18 protein-coding genes are annotated in these 18,123 nt (G+C 69.7%); 8 read left to right on the top strand and 10 right to left on the bottom strand.

Features of this window, described 5'->3' with window-relative positions; translation table 11 throughout:
- Positions 1-16: 16 nt before the first annotated feature.
- The 3 genes from pspB (at position 17) to J2848_RS07830 (ending at position 1,853) form a co-directional block, all read left to right on the top strand.
- Positions 17-235 (top strand): envelope stress response membrane protein PspB, encoded by a 219-nt coding sequence (gene pspB, locus J2848_RS07840; RefSeq protein WP_246193625.1) that lies wholly within the window; start codon positions 17-19, stop codon positions 233-235.
- Between the two features lie 107 nt (positions 236-342).
- The gene (gene pspC / locus J2848_RS07835) at positions 343-744 is read left to right on the top strand and encodes an envelope stress response membrane protein PspC (protein WP_149229548.1); all 402 of its coding nucleotides are present in this window, start codon (positions 343-345) and stop codon (positions 742-744) included.
- 41 nt (positions 745-785) lie between these two features.
- The gene (locus tag J2848_RS07830) at positions 786-1,853 is read left to right on the top strand and encodes an alpha/beta hydrolase family protein (protein WP_149229549.1); all 1,068 of its coding nucleotides are present in this window, start codon (positions 786-788) and stop codon (positions 1,851-1,853) included.
- Between the two features lie 56 nt (positions 1,854-1,909).
- Here the strand turns inward: J2848_RS07830 and J2848_RS35875 are convergent, their stop codons facing one another.
- On the bottom strand, positions 1,910-2,038 hold the full coding sequence (locus J2848_RS35875) for a hypothetical protein (RefSeq protein ID WP_014246717.1): 129 nt from the start codon (positions 2,036-2,038) through the stop codon (positions 1,910-1,912).
- A gap of 268 nt (positions 2,039-2,306) precedes the next feature.
- On the opposite strand from J2848_RS35875, the gene J2848_RS07825 reads away from it, so the two are divergent.
- Positions 2,307-2,873, top strand: a complete 567-nt coding sequence (locus tag J2848_RS07825) for an MAPEG family protein (RefSeq protein ID WP_149229550.1) — start codon at positions 2,307-2,309, stop codon at positions 2,871-2,873.
- Here the strand turns inward: J2848_RS07825 and J2848_RS07820 are convergent.
- Both J2848_RS07820 and J2848_RS07815 read right to left on the bottom strand, forming a co-directional pair.
- The gene (locus J2848_RS07820) at positions 2,812-3,762 is read right to left on the bottom strand and encodes a glycosyltransferase family 2 protein (protein WP_149229551.1); all 951 of its coding nucleotides are present in this window, start codon (positions 3,760-3,762) and stop codon (positions 2,812-2,814) included. The two genes, J2848_RS07825 and J2848_RS07820, sit on opposite strands and share 62 nt — an antisense overlap.
- Positions 3,759-5,168, bottom strand: a complete 1,410-nt coding sequence (locus tag J2848_RS07815) for an O-antigen polymerase (RefSeq protein WP_149229552.1) — start codon at positions 5,166-5,168, stop codon at positions 3,759-3,761. The genes J2848_RS07820 and J2848_RS07815 overlap by 4 nt, the downstream gene beginning before the upstream one ends.
- A gap of 351 nt (positions 5,169-5,519) precedes the next feature.
- Here J2848_RS07815 and J2848_RS07810 point away from each other — a divergent pair, with 351 nt between their 5' ends.
- Complete coding sequence (locus J2848_RS07810) at positions 5,520-7,343, top strand: right-handed parallel beta-helix repeat-containing protein (RefSeq protein WP_246193627.1); 1,824 nt, start codon at positions 5,520-5,522, stop codon at positions 7,341-7,343.
- Between the two features lie 59 nt (positions 7,344-7,402).
- Here J2848_RS07810 and J2848_RS07805 read toward each other — a convergent pair whose 3' ends face one another.
- The 4 genes from J2848_RS07805 to hemC form a co-directional block, all read right to left on the bottom strand.
- Complete coding sequence (locus J2848_RS07805) at positions 7,403-8,752, bottom strand: heme biosynthesis protein HemY (protein ID WP_149229554.1); 1,350 nt, start codon at positions 8,750-8,752, stop codon at positions 7,403-7,405.
- The gene (locus J2848_RS07800; RefSeq protein ID WP_149229555.1) at positions 8,749-10,452 is read right to left on the bottom strand and encodes a mitofilin family membrane protein; all 1,704 of its coding nucleotides are present in this window, start codon (positions 10,450-10,452) and stop codon (positions 8,749-8,751) included. The genes J2848_RS07805 and J2848_RS07800 overlap by 4 nt, the downstream gene beginning before the upstream one ends.
- A gap of 136 nt (positions 10,453-10,588) precedes the next feature.
- A complete protein-coding gene (locus J2848_RS07795) occupies positions 10,589-11,359 on the bottom strand; it encodes a uroporphyrinogen-III synthase (RefSeq protein WP_149229556.1) in 771 nt (256 codons plus the stop codon).
- 25 nt (positions 11,360-11,384) lie between these two features.
- The gene (gene hemC, locus J2848_RS07790; protein ID WP_149229557.1) at positions 11,385-12,323 is read right to left on the bottom strand and encodes a hydroxymethylbilane synthase; all 939 of its coding nucleotides are present in this window, start codon (positions 12,321-12,323) and stop codon (positions 11,385-11,387) included.
- A 145-nt stretch (positions 12,324-12,468) separates the two neighbouring features.
- Between hemC and tsaD the strand changes: the two genes are divergently transcribed.
- The 3 genes from tsaD to J2848_RS07775 all read left to right on the top strand — a co-directional run bounded on the left by tsaD (position 12,469) and on the right by J2848_RS07775 (position 15,280).
- Positions 12,469-13,542: a tRNA (adenosine(37)-N6)-threonylcarbamoyltransferase complex transferase subunit TsaD gene (gene tsaD, locus J2848_RS07785; protein ID WP_149229558.1), complete on the top strand. Its 1,074-nt coding sequence runs from the start codon at positions 12,469-12,471 to the stop codon at positions 13,540-13,542.
- Positions 13,543-13,768: 226 nt separating this feature from the next.
- Positions 13,769-14,773 (top strand): NAD(P)H-dependent glycerol-3-phosphate dehydrogenase, encoded by a 1,005-nt coding sequence (locus tag J2848_RS07780; protein ID WP_170306975.1) that lies wholly within the window; start codon positions 13,769-13,771, stop codon positions 14,771-14,773.
- 78 nt (positions 14,774-14,851) lie between these two features.
- A complete protein-coding gene (locus tag J2848_RS07775; protein WP_170306940.1) occupies positions 14,852-15,280 on the top strand; it encodes a DUF2141 domain-containing protein in 429 nt (142 codons plus the stop codon).
- An 18-nt stretch (positions 15,281-15,298) separates the two neighbouring features.
- Here the strand turns inward: J2848_RS07775 and J2848_RS07770 are convergent, their stop codons facing one another.
- From J2848_RS07770 to J2848_RS07760, 3 genes are all read right to left on the bottom strand, one after another.
- Positions 15,299-16,090, bottom strand: coding sequence for a methyltransferase domain-containing protein (locus J2848_RS07770; RefSeq protein WP_246193629.1), 792 nt, complete (start codon positions 16,088-16,090; stop codon positions 15,299-15,301).
- 77 nt (positions 16,091-16,167) lie between these two features.
- Positions 16,168-16,356, bottom strand: a complete 189-nt coding sequence (locus J2848_RS07765; protein WP_149229561.1) for a hypothetical protein — start codon at positions 16,354-16,356, stop codon at positions 16,168-16,170.
- Positions 16,357-16,487: 131 nt separating this feature from the next.
- Positions 16,488-17,969: a sensor histidine kinase gene (locus J2848_RS07760; protein WP_149229562.1), complete on the bottom strand. Its 1,482-nt coding sequence runs from the start codon at positions 17,967-17,969 to the stop codon at positions 16,488-16,490.
- Positions 17,970-18,123 lie beyond the last annotated feature (154 nt).

Raw genomic sequence — 18,123 nt, 5'->3', positions numbered from 1 at the left:
GACGACCATGGGGTTCATGGGTTTCGTCCTCGCGGTGCTGTTCCTGGTGGTGGTGGCGCCGGTCTGGATCGTCTTCCACTACATCACCAAGTGGCGCTCGCAGCGCGGGCTGTCCGCGCAGGACGAACGGCTGCTGGCCGAACTGTGGGAAATCTCCAACCGGCTGGAGACCCGCATCCACGCGCTGGAACGCGTGCTGGACACCGAGGCGCCCAACTGGCGCAACAAGGTGTGACGGCAGCAAGGCGCGATGGTGGTTCGAGGGGCGGATCACCCGTCCCGGCCGATTTCATCCCCGCGCAGGCGGGGCCGACGTAAGTCATTCAATATTTGGGAGGAGTCATGGACCGCGCGTCCCCCTACGACTCGCCGAATCCGCACAGGCTCTACCGCGATCCGCAGCGCGGGGTGCTGGGCGGGGTGTGCACGGGCATCGCCGATTACTTCGGCGTGCAGCCGGCCGTCGTCCGGTTGGCGATGCTGTTCGCCCTGTTCTTCTTCTCGGTGCCGCTGGTGATCGCCTATGTCATCGCGCTGATGGTGCTGCCGGTGCGTCCGCCGCAGCTGTATCGCGATGCCGAGGAGGAGGCGTTCTGGCGAACGGTGTCGACCAAGCCCGACCGTTCGCTCGCCGGCCTGACCCAGCGCTTCCGCGACATGGAGAAGCGGATCGTCGGGATGGAGGCCTACGTCGCCTCGAAGGAATTCGAACTGAACCGCGCGATCCGCGATCTGGATCGCTGACTGTTCGGGGCGTGGTTTTCCGGAGCAGGGAGAGCACCGACATGACGCGCCTTTCCCACCCCATGCTCTTTGCGCTGGCTGTCGCAGTACTGGCGGGTCCGGTCCGGGCCGAATCGCCATCCATCGGCTTCCAGAAACTGTCCCTGCCGGCGACGGAGCAGCACCGCGCGCTTGAGGTCGCGGTCTGGTATCCGGCGGAGGCTGCGGGGGAAACCACCCTGGTCGGCGACTATCGCGTCTTCTCAGGCGCGGCGGTCCGGATCGACGCTCCGCCGCAGCCGGGCCGGCACAGGCTGGTGGTGCTCTCGCACGGTTACGGCGGCAATTGGACCAACCAGCAATGGCTGGCCGCCGATCTGGCAGCGGAGGGCTATCTCGTCGCCGCGCCCAATCATCCCGGATCGACCAGCCGGGACATGGCTCCGCCGGGTGGGACCATGCTGTGGAAGCGCCCCGGGGATATCTCCCGGGTCATCGACTGGCTGAACGGGGATTCCCGCTGGTCCGCATTGGTCGTCCCCGGACGCGCGGCGGTGGTCGGCCATTCGCTTGGCGGGTGGACCGCCGTCGCCCTGGCCGGAGCCCGGTTCGATCCATCGCGCCATGAGGCCGCTTGCGCTGCCCATCCGCTGATGGCGGCTTGCCGGCCTGGGATCGGCGGATCGGATGAGGACGGGACGGCGCGGCGCCCCTGGGTAACGACTCCGATGGCGGACGAGCGGATCGAGGCGTTCGTCACGCTGGATCTGGGGCTGGCGCAGGGATTCGATCCGGCCAGTCTCAGCGGGATCGACAAGCCGTTCCTGGTCATCGGCGCCGGTCCAGGCGATCGGAAAATGCCGGTCGAACTGGAGTCACGCTATCTGGCGGGCCTGCTGCCCGGCGACCGGACGCTCTATGTTGAAATCGCCGATGCCAGCCACTTCAGCTTTCTGAGCATCTGCAAAGCCGGCGCCATTCCGCTGCTGGAGGCCGCACAGCCCGGGGATGGGATGATCTGCCGTGATCGCGGCGGCCATGATCAGGATGGCCGAAACCGGGAGGTCATCCACCGTCAGGTGTCGGACCTTGTCGTCAGCTTCCTCAATTCAGCGATGCCGCTGCGATGAGCCGGCGGCCGCCGCCCGATGACCGTTGCGATGAAAGCGGTCGATCGGAAAGCGGATCAGCGCCGCTGGCGCCGCCGGTCGCGGATGCGGATCGGAATCGGTTTGGGTGTGGGCATCGTGGCGATCAGACCGGCCAACGCCGCAGCCGTCGCCACCGCACCACCGAGCAGAACGAGATCCATCATAGGCCCTCCACCATCGAGATCCCCGCGTTCACCCACATGGTGAAGCAGATGGTTACAACATGGTAGCGAAAAGAGAGGCTGACAACATCTCCGCCACTGCGGTCGCCCCTAGGTCACAACGATATGGGACACCCGCGGCGGCATCCGGGCCTTGATCCAAATCATGGGCTGGGCCGTTATTGGTCAAAAGAACGGGGCGCGATCCTTTCCAGATGGGAAGCTGTCGCGCCTTTGTCGAATCCCCGGCCTTTGACGGAGCCCTGACCTGATGTCCGACAGCAGCCTTCCGCAAAGCACCCCCCGCCGGCGCAACTCCCTTGTCCTGCGCGCCCTGCTGCTGAACGGAGCGGCGACCGTGGCGACGGCATTGCTGTTCGTCCTGCTGCTGTCGCTGGTGGTGCCGCCGACGGGTGTCAACGCGCCGGGCGCGCGGATGGTCCTGTGGGCGCGGCTGGTGGTCTGGCCGGCGCTTTTGCTGATCCTCATGGTCGGTGGCGTGATGGCGATGCGCGGGCGCCATGCCGCCCTGAACCCGATCGAAGACCCCGAATCGCGGGGCCAGCGCGTCGCCCAGCGGGTGCTGGCCAACAGCGTGGAACAGTCCGCCATCTTCGTCCCGGCTCTGGCGGCCCTGGTCGTCACCCTGCCGCAACCCTCGCTGGGTGCGGCGGTGGTGGCGACCGGGCTGTTCGTGCTGGGGCGGCTGCTGTTCTGGGCCGGGTATCTGGTGCATCCCTTCGCGCGCGCACCGGGCATGGCGATGACGCTGACCGTCAATCTGATCGTGCTGGGCTGGGCCGTTCTGCTGCAACTGGGCGGGATGCAGCCCGGCTGACGGGCTTGTCCGCCGATGGGGCGCTGGCCGGGGCCGCGGTCTTCGCCAGATGCAGCCAGCGCTGGTAGGCTTCCAAGCTGACCGGCGCGCGGTGCTTCAGGCCGATGCGGAGGATCTGCGGCAGGGCCAGCAGCACCTTCAGGTCGGTCAGGCGCGGGCCCTGGCGCAGGTTCTTCCAGCTGTTGCCGGCCCAGGCGCGCGCCAGCCGCCACGCCATCAGCGGGGAGGGACAGCGCGCCACCTCGCGGATCAGGTCGTTTCGGTGGTTGTAGAAGCGCTCCATCCCCGGCTTGCGGCCCTTCTCGCTCTTGTCGTGGTAGACCATGACATCGGGCAGGGCCACGACACGGTAGCCGGCGCCGACCAGCCGCAGGCAGCGGTCCTTCTCCTCGCCCTGGCGGTAGAGTTCGGGCATGTAGAGGCCGACCCGCTCCACGGCACTGCGCCGCAGCAGATGGCCGCAGCCGACATACCAAGGCACATCGAAGGGAGCGGCACCCTTGGGGAAATAGACCAGCCCGTCGCGAGTCTCGATGTTGCAGGCGACCGCGGCGACCTCCGGGTTCTGCTCCAGATAGGCGACGCAGCGGGCGAGCCCGTCCGGCTCCTCGAACCAGCTGTCGTCGTCGACCGACAGGATGCAGTCGCCGGTGGTGTTTACGAAGCCGAAGTTGCGGGCCAGGATCAACCCGCCATTGTGCGGCTGGCGGACATAGCGGACGGTGGGGAATTCCGCCCGCATCATGGCGCCGGTGCCGTCGCTGGAGCCGTCGTCGATGACGATGATCTCCATCGGCGGGGTGGTCTGGCTCATCAGCCGGGTCAGCGCGATGCGCAGCTCCGGCCCGCGGTTGTAGGTGGCGATGACGGCGCTGACGGTCAGCGTCATGACGGCTCCCTTCGGGCAAAATTGGGCGGTGCCACCACCGGGCGAAGCGGATCGTCGTCCAGGATTCCCCAAGCGCGGAGTGCCCGGGTCAGCCCGATCCACAGCAGGATCGGCAGCAGCGAGAAGAAGCCGAACTTCACGATGGTGATGTTGCCGTCGCGGAACCATTGCAGGCACAGCGGCAGGAAGGCGCAATAGAACAGCACGGCGTAGCGGTTGCGGAATCCGCTGGTCCAGAACCAGCGGTGCAGGCGGCCCAGGATCAGGCCGACCACCACCATGGTGACGATCATGCCGATCCAGCCGGCGCTCATCCAGCCGTCGCCCGGCAGCGAGGTGGTCAGGTTGTAGAAGACGCCGTAATCGTTCAGGTCCACCCATTTCACCGGTGCACCCACCGGCTTGCCCGGCCACAGCAGGCGCGGGATCGGCTCGGTGAAGAGTTGCAGGTACTGGGTGAACCAGGTGTAGGTCGCCGACTGTTTCGGCACCACCCACAGGATGTAGGCGAGGAAGTCGAAGTTGGCCAAATCCTGGCCGGCCAGCGCGTCGAGCGCCCGGCCGCTGCCGCTGCCGCCGTTGAACTTCAGCAGGACGGAGGCCGGGGCGTCGCCGGCCAGCACGTCGCGGAAGGCATCGCGGTTGTTGCCCAGCACGGTGAACAGTCCCATCACCGGGATGGCGGCCAGCACATGCCAGAGCCGGAACCACCTAGTGCGGGTGCGGTACAGCATCAGCAGCACCAGCCCCAGAATGCCCATGATGATCGCCCAGCGCCCCCAGCCGAGATAGGCGCGGTAGGCGACGAAGCCGGCGAAGGGGATGAAGGACAGCGGGTGGAAACGGCAGACCCAGATGAGCCCCAAGGTCAGCGGCAGACCCATCGAATGAGCCTCCGCGATGTAGCCGGTGGTGTTGGTGTAGATCGGCTGGCCGGTCAGCGGGTCGCGCTCCATCTGCACGTCGCCGGTGCCGTCGAAGCTGGCGCCGCCCTGGCGCTGGACCGCCGAGTAGATGGCGAGCGGACCCAGCAGCACCGCGGTGGTCAGGAAGGCGACGATGTCGACGCGGTCGAAGGTGAAGGTGGGTGCCGGCTCGCCGTTCGGCGTCCAGTCGGGCCGGACCAGTCCGGCCCAGATGCAGGCGGCGGCGAAGGCGATCAGCCCGACCGAACTGACCACCAGCGTCATGACGAACTGCTTCTCGTCCGGCCAGAAGCCCATGAACAGCCAGACATCGTCGAAATGCTGGGTGTGGACCAGGACCGGCCGCATGACGAAGACCAGGGTGTGGAAGATCAGGTACAGCGTCATCGGATGGAACATCGACGCGCTGCCGGAGCTGAGGTACACCGCGGTCACCAGCACCAGCACCAGGACCTGCGCGATCAGCGCCATTTCGATCATCGGCAAACCGTCCCCGGTTGTAGGCCCCGCCTGAACGAAGGACGGTCCGCGGGCAAGCGGGTACGACCGGCCGGTCAGGCTAGGATGAAAAGCCAGCCTATACGTCCCGTCCCGGGTCGGCAGGGGTGCAGAGGGCGTGGCCCCTTCGCACCTGCACACCCCCTTCGCGCTTTTGCCGGGCCGGCGGGGCTGGGTCAGTCTCCCCCCTTCGGCGGCATCTGCCGCTGTTTTGGAGGAGGTTCTCCCATGTTCCGTTCCCAACCTCGTCTTCGGAGTGGAGCGGCCCAAATCCTGCCTCGGATTCTGCTGACGTCTGCGTTTCTGTTTGCTGCCGCCGGATGGGGGCCGGCGGTGGCGGCGGACGCAACCTTCTATGTCTCGCCCAACGGCAATGACCGCTGGTCGGGGCGCTTGGCGCAACCGTCGCCGGACGGGCGCGACGGTCCCTTCGCCACCCCGGCCCGTGCGCTGGCCGCCGCCAAGGGAAGCGGCCCGGCCACCGTGCGGCTGCATGGCGGCACCTATCGGCTGACGGCGCCGCTGGTGGTGGATGCGTCACTGCCGGGGCTGCGGCTGACCGCGGTGGAGGGCGAGCAGCCGGTGCTGTCGGGCGGTGAAGTGGTCGGCGGCGCCCAGATGGCGAATGGCGTGCTGTCGGCACCACTGGCGCGCGATCCGGCACTGGACGTGTCGATCGGTGGGCAGCGCTTGGACGCGGCACGCAGTGGCGATTTCACGCCGGGCGATCCGCGTAGCGGCTGGTTCCCGGCCAAGGCGGTGCAGTCCGACCCCAAGAGTCCGGGGAGCAAGCGGCAGATGCGGCTTCCCCCCGGCGTGCTGAAGGCCGGCTGGGCCGGACCGGGGGTGCGGGCGCAGGCGCTGGACCGCGAAAGGCTGTCCGACGACCTGCTGGACGTGGTGTCCGCCGATCCAGGCGGATTGCTGAGCTTCGGCGGTGACGGGCAGTATCCGTATCGCGACGGCTCCACCGTGCGTCTGCTCGGCCATCCCGATTTCCTGACGCGGCCGGGCGAGTTCGCCTGGGACGCCAGGACGAAGCGCCTGCTGGTCAAGCCACCCACCGGGCTGAACAGCGCGGGTGCGGAGGTGGTGGTGGCGCGACAGCCGGTGCTGCTGCGGCTGGACAACGCCCGCAACGTGTCGGTTGAGGGGCTGACCTTCACCGACGTGCCGTGGGACGGGAATGCGGTGGTGGTGAAGGGCGGCAGCGGCGCGCGGGTCGCCGGCAACCGCTTCGCCCTGGTCGGCACCGGGGTGATGCTGGACGGTGCCAGCCGGACCGAGGTGTCGGGAAACCGGATGGAGCATCTCGGCCGCTCCGGCGTGGTGCTGGCGCCGGGCAGCAGCGACAACCGCATCCTCGCCAACCGCATCAGCGACATCGGCGAGGTGCGATTCTTCAGCGGTGGGGTGATGGGGGCCGGCATCCGCAACACGCTGATCGCCCACAACGACATCCGCCGGTCGGCCCGCTACGGCATCTCGATCAAGAACTGGAACCCGCAGACGGTGAACAGCGACAACACGATCGAGTTCAACCGCATCTGCGACACATCGCGCCAGACCGCCGACGCCGGCGCCGTCGAGATGCTGGGGCGCAGCGGCAACGACACCCGCAGCTTCATCCGCTTCAACGACATCCGCGATACCGGCGGGCTCGCCACCGATGCGCAGGGGCGTTGGCTGGTCCGCTACAAGGGCTTCGGCATCTATCTGGACGACATGACCAGCGGCGTGACGGTGCAGGGCAACCTGCTGGAGAACACCGGCATGGCGGCGATCTTCCTGCATGGCGGCGACAACAACCGGGTGGCCGACAACATCACGATGATGAATGACGGCAAGGACCGCTTCCTGCGGCTGGAATGGGTGCCCAGTGCCGGTCCGGCCGGCCGGATGCACGGCAATGTCGCCGATGGCAATGTTGTGGCTGGCCCGTCGCCGAAGGAACAGCTGGTCAACAGCCTGTCGGGCGGTGAGTACCGCATCGACAACACCCGGCTGGAGAATGCGGCCCCCGTTGCGGAGGCCGCCGGCATCGCCAGCGCCACCAGGGCTGCGGCTCCGCCTGCCGGAGGCCGTCTGCTGGACCGGTTGCTGGCGATGAAGGAACTGCCGCTGGACCGTGTCGGGCCGGAGGGGATGCGGCAATAAAAAAAACCCTCTCCCGCCCCGGGAGAGGGGAGGGAGAGGGAATCTTCAGTGCGTCAACCTTACGCGGTGGCCGGACGGGCCAGCACCGGGGGGATGTCGGTCGGTTCCATCAGCGGGACGGCGACCGTCGGGCTCTTCCAGGTCAGGCTGTCGAAGGCGCCGCAATGGCCGCACAGGCCGCCCCAGTTGTGGCTGACCGCCCCGCAGGAGCCGCAGGTCCACACCGGATCCTCTGGCGCGTTGGCGGCCTTGGCCAGCCAGTCCTTCGCCGCCGCCTCGTCATGGCGCTCGCCGCGGTCCAGTTCCGCCATCAGCCGGTAGGTGCGGCGGGTCGGGCCGATCTCCATGGCGCGGTTCAGGTGCTGGCGCGCCTCGCCCCATAGCTGGGCCTCGATGGCGGCCTGGGCGACGGCGAGGTGCGATTCGGCCGAATCGGGGGCCTGACGCACCAGCTTCTGGAACAGCCGCACGCGGGTCAGTGCGTCATAGCTGGAGACGATGCCGCGATAGACGTCGGCCAGTTCCGGATGCGGCGACAGGCGCCACGTCCGCTCCACCACCTTGGCGGCCGGCTTCAGCCGGTCGGCGGCGACCTGGAGACGGGCCAGACGCACGGCGGCGGGAGCGAAGCCCGGCATGATGTCGTGCGCCGCCTGGGCGTGCGACAGGGCGGCATCGGCCCGGCCGCGGCGCTCCGCCTCGAAGCTGCGCTCCAGCAGCAGGACGGCGCGGTGGCGGCGGCCCTCCTCGGTCGGGATGGCTCCGGCCTGGATCGCCTGCTGCAAGGTGCCCTCGGCGGCAGCCCAGTCGCCGGCCTGCGCCTCCAGGTCATAGAGCGTGCCGAGCAGCCAGGGGGTGTTGGGCTGGAGACCGCGCGCCTTGCGGGCGAGGTTCAGCGCCTCCACCCGGTCGCCCGACTTGATCGCCTGGGTCAGCAGCCCGCGCATGCCGAGGAAGGCGGTTTCCGGCCGCTCCAGCATGGCGGTGAAATACTGCTTGGCGGCGCGCTCGTCACCCTGCAACTGGGCGGCCTGGGCCGACAGCAGCATGGTCAGCGGCGGTTCGTTCAGCAGGACGTCGGCCTTGCGCGCCATCTTGCGCGCGGTCGGCGCGTCGCCGGCGGCGATGGCGACCATGCCCTGGGTCAGGGCGCGGTAGCCACGCTCGCGGCGGCGGGCACGGCCGTGGCGGCGCAGACGCTGCGGCAGGCGGACCGTACCGCGGAGCAGGCGGTAGCCGAGTGCCGCGATGCCCAGCGCCACCAGCGTGACCAGCAGCGCGACCCAGAAGGGTGCCTCGACGGCGTAGCCCAGCCAGTGGACGCTGACGGTGCCGGGACGGTCGGCAAGCCAGATCGCGGCGGCGATGACCACCGCGACCTTCAGAAGGAACCAGAGGGCGCGGATCATTGGGCCGTCCCCTTCCCGCCGGCGGCGGTGGTCATCAGGGCGATGGCGCGGTCGTTCAGCTGGCGCGCGGCCTGATCGGCGGCCACACGCGCCTTGGCGTCGGCCAGCCACGGGGCAGCGGTCTGCGCGGCCGGACCCTGGAGGGTCGACAGCTCCTCCACCGCCTTGGCCAGATTGCCGGCGTTCAGCGCAGCCTCGGCACGGGCGACGACGGCGTCGGCGGTGGTGCCGACCACTCCGCCGCCCTCACGGCGCACGGTGACCAGGGTGGACAGCTTGCCGACCGCCGAGTCGATCCAGCTGTTGCCCTCGCCACGAACCTCCGCCCGGACGATCTCGCCGGCCAGCGGCTGGAAGCGGTCGGTCAACTGGGCACGGGTCGGGATGCCCTTGGCGGCATAGGGCGCCACCGAGTCGAGCGGCTGGGTCACGCCCGCATCGGAGATGCCGAGCGCGCGGACGGCCTGGAGATCCTGCTGGAACGGCTGGCCGCCTGACAGGGAGGCGCGCAGCTGGCCGGCGGCCAGCACCAGAGCCTGGGCGGCGGTGGCGGCGTCCTGCCGCTCGCTGACGGCCTGGTTGACGCTGGTGACCTGCTGCTTCAGCGCGTCGACCTCGCCGCGCAGCTGTTGCGCCGCCTGGGCGTTGCCGGAGGCGGCGGTGACCTTCTGCTCCAGCGCGGCGAGGCGGTCGGCCAGCGCCTTCTGGGCATCCGCGGCGCCGGTGTCGGGGGTGGCGGCCGGGCGCTTCTCCAGCGCGTCGATCCGCTGGGTCAGGGCGGAAACGTCGACGGTGCCGCCATTGCCGGGAGCGCTGGCCGGACGCTGCTCCAGCTTGCCGACACGGTCGGCCAGCTGCTGGATCTGCGAACGCAGTGCCGGATCTGCCGGGGCGGATGCACCGCTCGAAGCGGCGGGTGCCGAGGTGGCGGGCCAGCCGGGCAGTGCGGGCCCCCACCAGGGCTCCGACAGGGCGGCGGCGCCGACCAGAAGGGCGACGACCGACAGGGCGGTGGCGAAACCGCTACCGGAGCGGGGCTCGTCGATATAGGAGGGAGTCGGGGCGATGGTCGGACGCACCGGCTCGGCATCGGCGTTGCGGCTGTAGCCCGCGCTGCCGGACGGCGTCCAGCTGGTGGTCGAGGCGGTGGTCTTCGCCCCTTCCGACTTGGTGTCTTCCGTCTTCGTCTCTTCGGCCTTCTCGGCGTCGGTCTTCGGAGCGCCGCCCAGGTTTTCGGTCGCGCCGATCGGCATGGCCGGCGGTATCAGGGCGTCGGCGGATTGCAGCTCGGTCACCGCGCCGGTGGTCGGGCCGGCGGCCGGGGTATCGGTGCCGGGAATGGTGTCGGCCGGGGAGGCGGCCGGGATCGGTTCCACCACCGGAACCGCATCGATCGTGATGGCGGCAGCGGCGGCGTCGGTCGGACGATCCTCGCTGGGGGTCGCCGCGTCCAGGTCGGCATCGTCCAGCTTGATGCGGTGCTTGGCGGCGGCGGCGCGCAGGTCGGCGTGGCGGGCCAGCGGGATCGCGCCGCGCTTTTTCCAGCCCTGGACCGTCGTTACCGGGGTGTCCAGCTTGTGGGCCATCGGGCGGATGCCGCCGAAACGTTCGACGATGCGGTCGACCGCCGCATTGCCGGTGCTGGCGCCGTCGCCGTCACGGTCGGTGCCGGGGCGTTCGGAGCCTGGACGAGAGGTCATGGGCTGTACCTTCGGTTCGCTGTTGTTCGTTGTAACGTCACAGCCCCCCTGACCGGTCCCCCTCGTCCCCCGTACGGCTGCGGTCCCCACCCGGACGCACCGGGGGTGTAAGCCGTACGGCCGGACCGCGCCGGAGTTACCCGGCGACCGGCAACAGATCGAGCAGGGCGTCCTGCTCCGGCCGAGCCGCCACCCGTACGCTTCGCCACGGCATCACTCCCTTTTCGCCGTACGCACGGGCAGCCTCCGCGACCGCGGGGCTGAGGCAGAACGCATCGACCGTACGACAACAGCCGACCAGTTCCGACTCGGCCAGCAGCCTAACAAAGGATGCAGCGGTACGGGGAGAGAAAAACAGCACGCCGTCGAGTGCGGACGTACGCAAAAATGTCGCGGTCTCATCCGACAGGGTTAGCGCGGGTACGGCGTCGTACATCACGCTGCGCCGCAGCGCGAAGCCGGCCGTCCCGAGCAGGACGGCGAGGTCGCCCGCCACCTTGCTTCCCGCCACATGCAGGAGCGTACCGGCAGACGGATCGCGCATGGCCTTGACCCGCTCCGCAAGCGCGTACACGTCGCCTGACGCGCTGTCGACCTGGTCGAAGCCGGCCGCCCGTGCCGCCCGCGCCGTGGCGTCTCCAACGGCGTGCACCGGACGGTCGCGCCGGCTCGTACGTTTGGTGTAGGCCCGTACGCCGTTTGCGCTGGTGAACAGCAGCGCTTGTACGTCCGACAGGTCGGGTTCCGGCCCGTCGAGCCAGACCATCGACAGCATCGGCTCCACCGCCGCAGCATGGCCGAGCGCCTCCAGCCGACGGACCAGGGGCTCGGCATCCTCCGCCGGGCGGGTCACCAGCAGGCGCGTACGGCCGTGCGGCAGGGATGGTTCGGGCTGCTTTTCCGTCATGCGGAAAACCTGGCCGGAGGGAGGGTCAGTGGGGGGCGGCGGCGAAGAAATCGGGCGGCAGCTGCGCCCGGATCTCGGCCCCGGCGTCGGCGCCCAGCGACTCGGCATCGGTCGCCTTGCCGCGGCGTTCCGCCCGGAAGATGCTGCGGCCATCAGGCGACAGCACCTTGGCGCGCAGGTGCAGATCATCGCCGTCCAGCACCGCCAGCGCCGCGATCGGCGTGCGGCAGGAGCCGTCGAGGGCGGCCAGCAGCGCGCGCTCCGCCGTGACGCGGAGCATGGTCTCCGCACAGTTCAGCGGGGCCAGCAGAGCGCGGGTGGCGTCGTCGTCGCTGCGGATCTCGATGCCAATGGCGCCCTGGGCGACCGCCGGCAGCATGGTCTCGGGTTCCAGCACCGCGGTGATGCGCTCGGTCAGGCCGAGGCGGCGCAGGCCGGCCAGGGCCAGCAGGGTAGCGTCCACCTCGCCCGCGTCCAGCTTGGACAGGCGGGTCTGCACGTTGCCGCGCAGCGGGAAGATCTTCAGGTCGGGGCGCAGCTCCAGCACCTGGGCCTGGCGGCGCAGGCCGGCGGTGCCGACCACCGAACCGGCCGGCAGATCGGCCAGACCGCTGCCGGAGCGGGCGAAGAAGGCGTCGCGCGGATCCTCGCGCGGCAGCAGGGTGGCGATCTCCAGCCCGTCGGGAAGCTGGGTCGGCACGTCTTTCATCGAATGGACGGCAAGGTCGGCGCGGCCGTCGAACAGCGCCTCCTCCAGCTCCTTGGTGAACAGGCCCTTGCCGCCCGCTTCCGCCAGGGTGCGGTCGAGGATGCGGTCGCCGGTGGTCTTGAAGACGACGATCTCGATGGCGCCGGGGGCGGCGAGATGCGGATGGGCGGCGATCAGGCGGTCGCGGGTTTCGTGGGCCTGCGCCAGCGCCAGCGGGCTGCCGCGCGTCCCGATACGGAGCGGGTGGGTCGTCATAAGCCCGAGTTCTAGGGGATCCGCGCAGCTTTGCAAGGATTCGTCTGCCCCTCATACATAAGATTGAGGCGGATCAAATTTCATGCGCGGAGGTGTGCGCAACTCCATCCTGTACCCGGACGGCCAAGGCGGCTAGTTTGGCGCCATGATCGTTCTTGGAATCGAAACGAGCTGCGACGAGACGGCCGCCGCCGTCGTCACCGACGCGCGCGAGATCCGCGCCGACGTCGTGCTGTCGCAGCTGGACGACCACACGCCCTATGGCGGCGTCGTCCCGGAAATCGCCGCCCGCGCCCATCTGGAACATCTGGACGGGCTGATCCGCCGCGCCATGGCCGAGGCCGGGATCGGCTTCGGCGACCTCGATGCGGTGGCCGCCACCGGCGGGCCGGGGCTGATCGGCGGCGTCATCGTCGGTGTAATGACCGCCAAGGCCATCGCCGCGGCGCGCGGACTGCCCTTCGTCGCCGTCAACCATCTGGAAGGTCACGCGCTGACCGCGCGGCTGACCGACGACGTCGCCTTTCCTTACTTGCTGCTTCTGGTGTCGGGCGGCCATTGCCAGTTGCTGGCGGTGGAGGGGGTGGGGCGCTACCGCCGGCTCGGCACCACCATCGACGATGCGGTGGGCGAGGCGTTCGACAAGACGGCCAAGCTGCTGGGGCTGGGCTATCCCGGTGGGCCGCTGGTGGAGAAGGCGGCGGCGCGGGCGACCAACCCGGCGCGCTTCGAGCTGCCGCGGCCGATGCTGGGGCGTCCGGGCTGCGATTTCTCCTTCTCCGGGCTGAAGACCGCGGTGCGGCGGCATGTGGAGGAGTTGGGCGGCGTCTTGCCGGATGCGGATCGCGACGATCTTGCCGCCGCGTTCCAGGCGACGGTGGCGGAGGTGCTGGCCGACCGCTGTGCCCGCGCCATCCGGCGCTTCAAGGAGGACCATCCGCAGGGTGGCGCCCTGGTGGTCGCCGGCGGCGTCGCCGCCAACAAGGCGATCCGCAGCCGGCTGTCGATGCTGGCGGAGAAGCAGGGCATGCAGTTCGTCGCCCCGCCGCTGCGCCTGTGCACCGACAATGCGGCGATGATCGCCTGGGCCGGGATCGAGCGCTTCCGGCTGGGCGAAAGCGACCCGCTGAACTTCGCCCCCCGTCCGCGATGGCCGCTGGACCCGAACGCGGCGCCGGTGATCGGGCGCGCGGGGGTCGGTGCGGGGGTGAAGGCGTGAAGCGCATTCTTACATCCCCTTTCCCTTCTGCGACATCCCCTCTCCCCCCCGGGGAGAGGGTCGAGGTGAGGGGGGAGCGTGGCGTGGCTTTGCTCGACGCGCGGCGCCTCTCATTTTCCCACCGATCCACCCCATGCATCCCCCTCACCCCGACCCTCTCCCCGGGGGGGAGAGGGGGATGGGAGCGTGGTCGTCCAGTCGATGTGAGTGACTTGCCATGAGCGCCATGCCCTCCCTCAATCGCATCGGCGTCGTCGGTGGCGGTGCCTGGGGAACGGCGTTGGCACTGGCGGCGTTGCGGGCCGGACGCGAGACTCTGCTGTGGGCGCGCGAGCCGGCGGTGGTCGAGGCGATGAGCATCCGCCGCGAGAACCGCGATTACCTGCCCGGCGTGCCGCTGCCCGATGCGCTGCGGATCACCGGCGATCTGGCCGAGCTGGGCAATTGCGATGCCGTGCTGCTGGTCTCGCCGGCCCAGCACGCGCGCAGCGTCACCGCGCGGATGGCGCCGCTGCTGAAGCCGGGTGCCCCCGTCGTCGTCTGCGCCAAGGGGATCGAGTTGGACAGCCACGCGTTGATGAGCGAGGCGGTCGCCGCATCGCTGCCTTCCGGCAATCCGGTGGCGATCCTGTCCGGGCCGACCTTCGCGGCGGAGGTGGCGCGCGGGTTGCCGACGGCGGTGACGCTGGCTTGTGCCGACCATGATCTGGGCACGGCGCTGGTGGCGGCGCTGGGTAGCCGCACCTTCCGGCCCTACCGCTCGGACGATGTCGTCGGCTCGCAGATCGGCGGGGCGGTGAAGAATGTGCTGGCCATCGCCTGCGGCGTGGTCGAGGGGCGGAGGCTGGGAGACAATGCCCGCGCCGCGCTGATCACCCGCGGGCTGGCGGAGATCACCCGGCTGGCGCTGGCGCTCGGCGGCCGGGCGGAGACGCTGATGGGGCTGTCGGGGCTGGGCGATCTGACGCTGACCTGCTCCAGCCTGCAATCGCGCAACATGTCGCTAGGGGCGGCGCTGGGTGAGGGCAAGGCGCTGGCCGAGATCCTGGCAGTCCGGCGGTCGGTGGCGGAGGGTGTCTATACCGCCGCTGCGGTGGTCGGGCTGGCGGCCAAGCTGGGCGTCGACATGCCGATCTGCGCGGCGGTGGATGCCATCTTGAATCGCGGTGCCGGGCTGGACGAGACGATCGAGGGGCTGCTGTCGCGGCCCTTCCGTGGAGAGGGCGTTTAGGAGACGGGCGGGGCGGGGACAACCAGGGGAGACTGGGGGATGAAGATCCGGAGTTGGATTGCGCGTCGGTCCGCAAGGATGATCGCCCCAGTAACGGTGACGGCGACGCTGCTGGCGCTGGCCGCCGCCGGAACGGCCGCTGCAGGGGAGCTTCGCGCAACCGTCCGCAACGTCAAACCCAATCAGGGCAAGGTGATGGTCGCGTTGTTCGACAGTGCCGAAGCCGATAAGGCGAAGAAGCCCAGAGCCGGTTACTTCCCGGCGGCGCTGGAGACCGAGGTTCAGGTGGTCTTCCCCGACCTGCCGGCCGGCCGCTATGGGGTGGTCGCCTTCCAGGATCTGGACGACAATGGGCAGATGTCCACCGGCCTGTTCGGCATTCCGGCCGAACCACACGGCTTCAGCCGCTCCGCCCGCGGCAGTTTCGGTCCGCCCAGCTTCGACGATTATGCGGTGACGGTCGGGGCCGCGGGAGTCACGACGACGGAGATCAGGCTGGTGGAGTGAGGCCTGTCGCAGCAGCGCCTACACCTGCGCCAGCAGGAACAGCCACTTGGTCGGGATCAAGGCGCTGCCGCTGGAATGCTCCGGGTACGCCGTCTCCAGCCGGCGGCGGTAGGCGGCGAGGAAGCGGTCGAGTTCGGGGCCGGTCAGGCGGTCCATCACCGGAACCAGCGCCGACTGATGCAGCCATTGCAGAAGCGGCACATCGCCATCCAGCGCGTGGAAATACTCGGTCTCCCACAGGTCGATCACGGCGCCCTGGGGGGAGAGCCAGTCGTAATAATCCTGGGCGCCGTACCTTTGGCCTGTTTCCTCCACCGGAGGCCAGGCGCCGTGCAGTCGGCCGGACCAGGGGCCGTCGGCGGCCGTCTCCAGCAGCAGGCGGTGGGCGGTCTGGTCCTGCGGGCGGGGCAGGGCGACGGCCAGGACACCACCGGGGCCGAGCGATTGCAGCAGGTCGGGGAACAGCCGTTCGTGCCCGGCCACATGCTGCAACCCGCCGGCGGAGATGACGAGGTCTACCGGCCAATGCGGACGCCAGACCGTCAGATCGGCCTGCCGGTAGCGCACGCGCGACGGCGTGTCGGCGGCCCAGCGCAGCATCGCCGGGGAATGATCGACCGCCAGCACGTCGGCGAGCGGCCAGCGCGCCGCCAGCAGCCGGGACAGCTGCCCGGCACCGCAGCCGAGATCGACGATGGTGCGTGGCGTCAGGGAGAAGGGAAGCGCCGCCATCAGGTCCATGACCGGACGGCGGCGCAGGACATGAATCGTCGCGAAGGCGTTGGGGTCCCATGCCAGATTGAGTGTCATGTGGCACCCGCTTCGTTGGGCGCCTGCCCCCGGGTGGTTCACCCGGCCTTCGCGGTACCGGTCGCTTGCCGCGACAGTCAGTGGGCGGAGCCCAGACGGTCGAAATAGCGGCCGATCGACGCGAAGATGAAGAGCACGCAGGCGATGAAAACGATCAGGCCGCCGGCCGCGAAGCCTTCGTCCGCCGCGCGCGAGGAGGCGAGCAGGCCGACGAAGGCCATGATGCCGGCGAGGATGGGGTTGATCCAGAAGGAGAAGGCTTTCACGTCCCGAAGTCCTTTCAGAACAAGGCGTTGGCAGTGGGGTTGATGGTGGAAAAGCGCCCGCCTCCCGCCCCGCCGGGCCGCCCGCGAACGCTTCGTCTTTGAAGGAATTCTGCGGGACGGAGCCCGCGGAATCAATGCGACACAAACGACTTGTGCCCTGCAACAGCTAGCGCACCGGTGTCCAGGTTGCATTGCGGTATGTCAAGGGCGAAGGCCGTTCCAGCGGCGGCGCTCTCCACCAGCCGGAGATCGCCGCCATGGGCGCGCAGCACTTCCCGTGCGATGGCAAGGCCGAGACCGACCCCGCCGGCCCGCGCCGATCCGGCGAAGGGCTGGAACAGGTTCTCCCGCGCCCGCGGGGCGAGACCGGGGCCGTTGTCGGCGACGGTCAGGGTCAGCCGGCCCGACGGTCCGGCTTCGACGGAGATCCGTACCCGGTCGGCGCCGGCCTGCACCGCGTTGCGGCCGAGATTGACCAGGGCGCGGCCGAGCTGGGCGGCGTCGCCTTGGGCCAGCGTGCCGGCGGGAACCTCGTTGATCCACTCGGCCTCCACCCGACCGCCGTCGGGGCGGGCGGTGGCGAGAACCTCGGCCCCGACCTCCTCCACCAGCCGGCGCAACTCGACCGGCGCGGGGGAGAGCGGCAGGACGCCGTCGCGGGTGAAGGACAGGGTCTGGCCGCACAGTTCCACCGCCCGGTCTAGCGAGGCGACCAGCCGCGGCGTTACCCGCCGCACCTCCGGGTCGGCGCTCTCGGTCAGCCGTTCCGACAGGAGGGAGGCGGTGGACAGGATGCCGCGCAGGTCGTGGTTGATCTTCGCCACGGCGGTGCCCAGCGTGGCGAGCCGTTCGCGCTGGCGCAGCGCCGCACGCACCGTGCCCTGCATGGCGGCAAGCTCGCGCTCCGCCACGCCGATCTCGTCGGCCCGGGTGCCGGGCACCAGCGGCGGGGCGCCGTCGGGATCGCGTCGGAAGGCGACGACCTCGGCGGTCAGCCGGCGCATCGGCCGCACCAGCAGGGCATGCAGCGTGACATAGACCAGGATCGCCGCGATCAGCGAGATGGCGACCGACACCGCCAGGATGCGGCGGGAGAAGTCCAGCATGGCGTCGATCAGCGGCCGCTCGTCCATCGTCACCTCGACGCGCTGGGCCGGGTCGTTGGGCGAGCGGTCGATCACGCGAATCACCCGGTTGCGCGACGGCCCGAGGGAACCCCCCAGGGCGCCTTCCAGCGCCAGCCACAGGGCGTTGCCGGCATCGACGAACTGCATGCCCATGCCGGTGCCGCGCAGGTCGTACACCGCATCGGCCTGCGGCGGCATCGGGCGCGACAGCATGTAGACGCGCGCGCCCGGCTGGATCAGGTCGATGACGTGGGTGCCGGTATAGGCCAGCAGCTTCGCCTGCAATTCCTTCGTCACCATCAGGTCGGGGGCGGCCTCCACCGACAGGGCCGCGATATGGGCGGCGGCCAGCCGTTCCTCCAGGTAGCTCATGCGGAACCGCGCGATGGAGGGGGCGTAGATCAGCACCTCCGCCAGCAGCACGAACAGGATGGTGAGCAGCAGAAGCTTGGCCGACAGGCTGGTCGTGACGGTGGGGCGGGGCATGGTGGCTCGCAAGGTGCCGGGCGTGCCGGGGTAGAGGATGTGTGAGCTTACGCGGGGGACATCCATCTAATACACTGGCCATCTAATACACTGGATGGCCCTTCGTGGCTCGGATGTCCGATGTCTGATGGCGGGGGCGGCGGGACCTGAGGAC

This window comes from Azospirillum lipoferum, from assembly GCF_024170005.1.
Taxonomy (GTDB): Bacteria; Pseudomonadota; Alphaproteobacteria; order Azospirillales; family Azospirillaceae; genus Azospirillum; species Azospirillum lipoferum.
The sequence above is the reverse complement of the archived record's forward strand: the minus strand, read 5'-3'. Positions and strand labels throughout refer to the sequence as shown.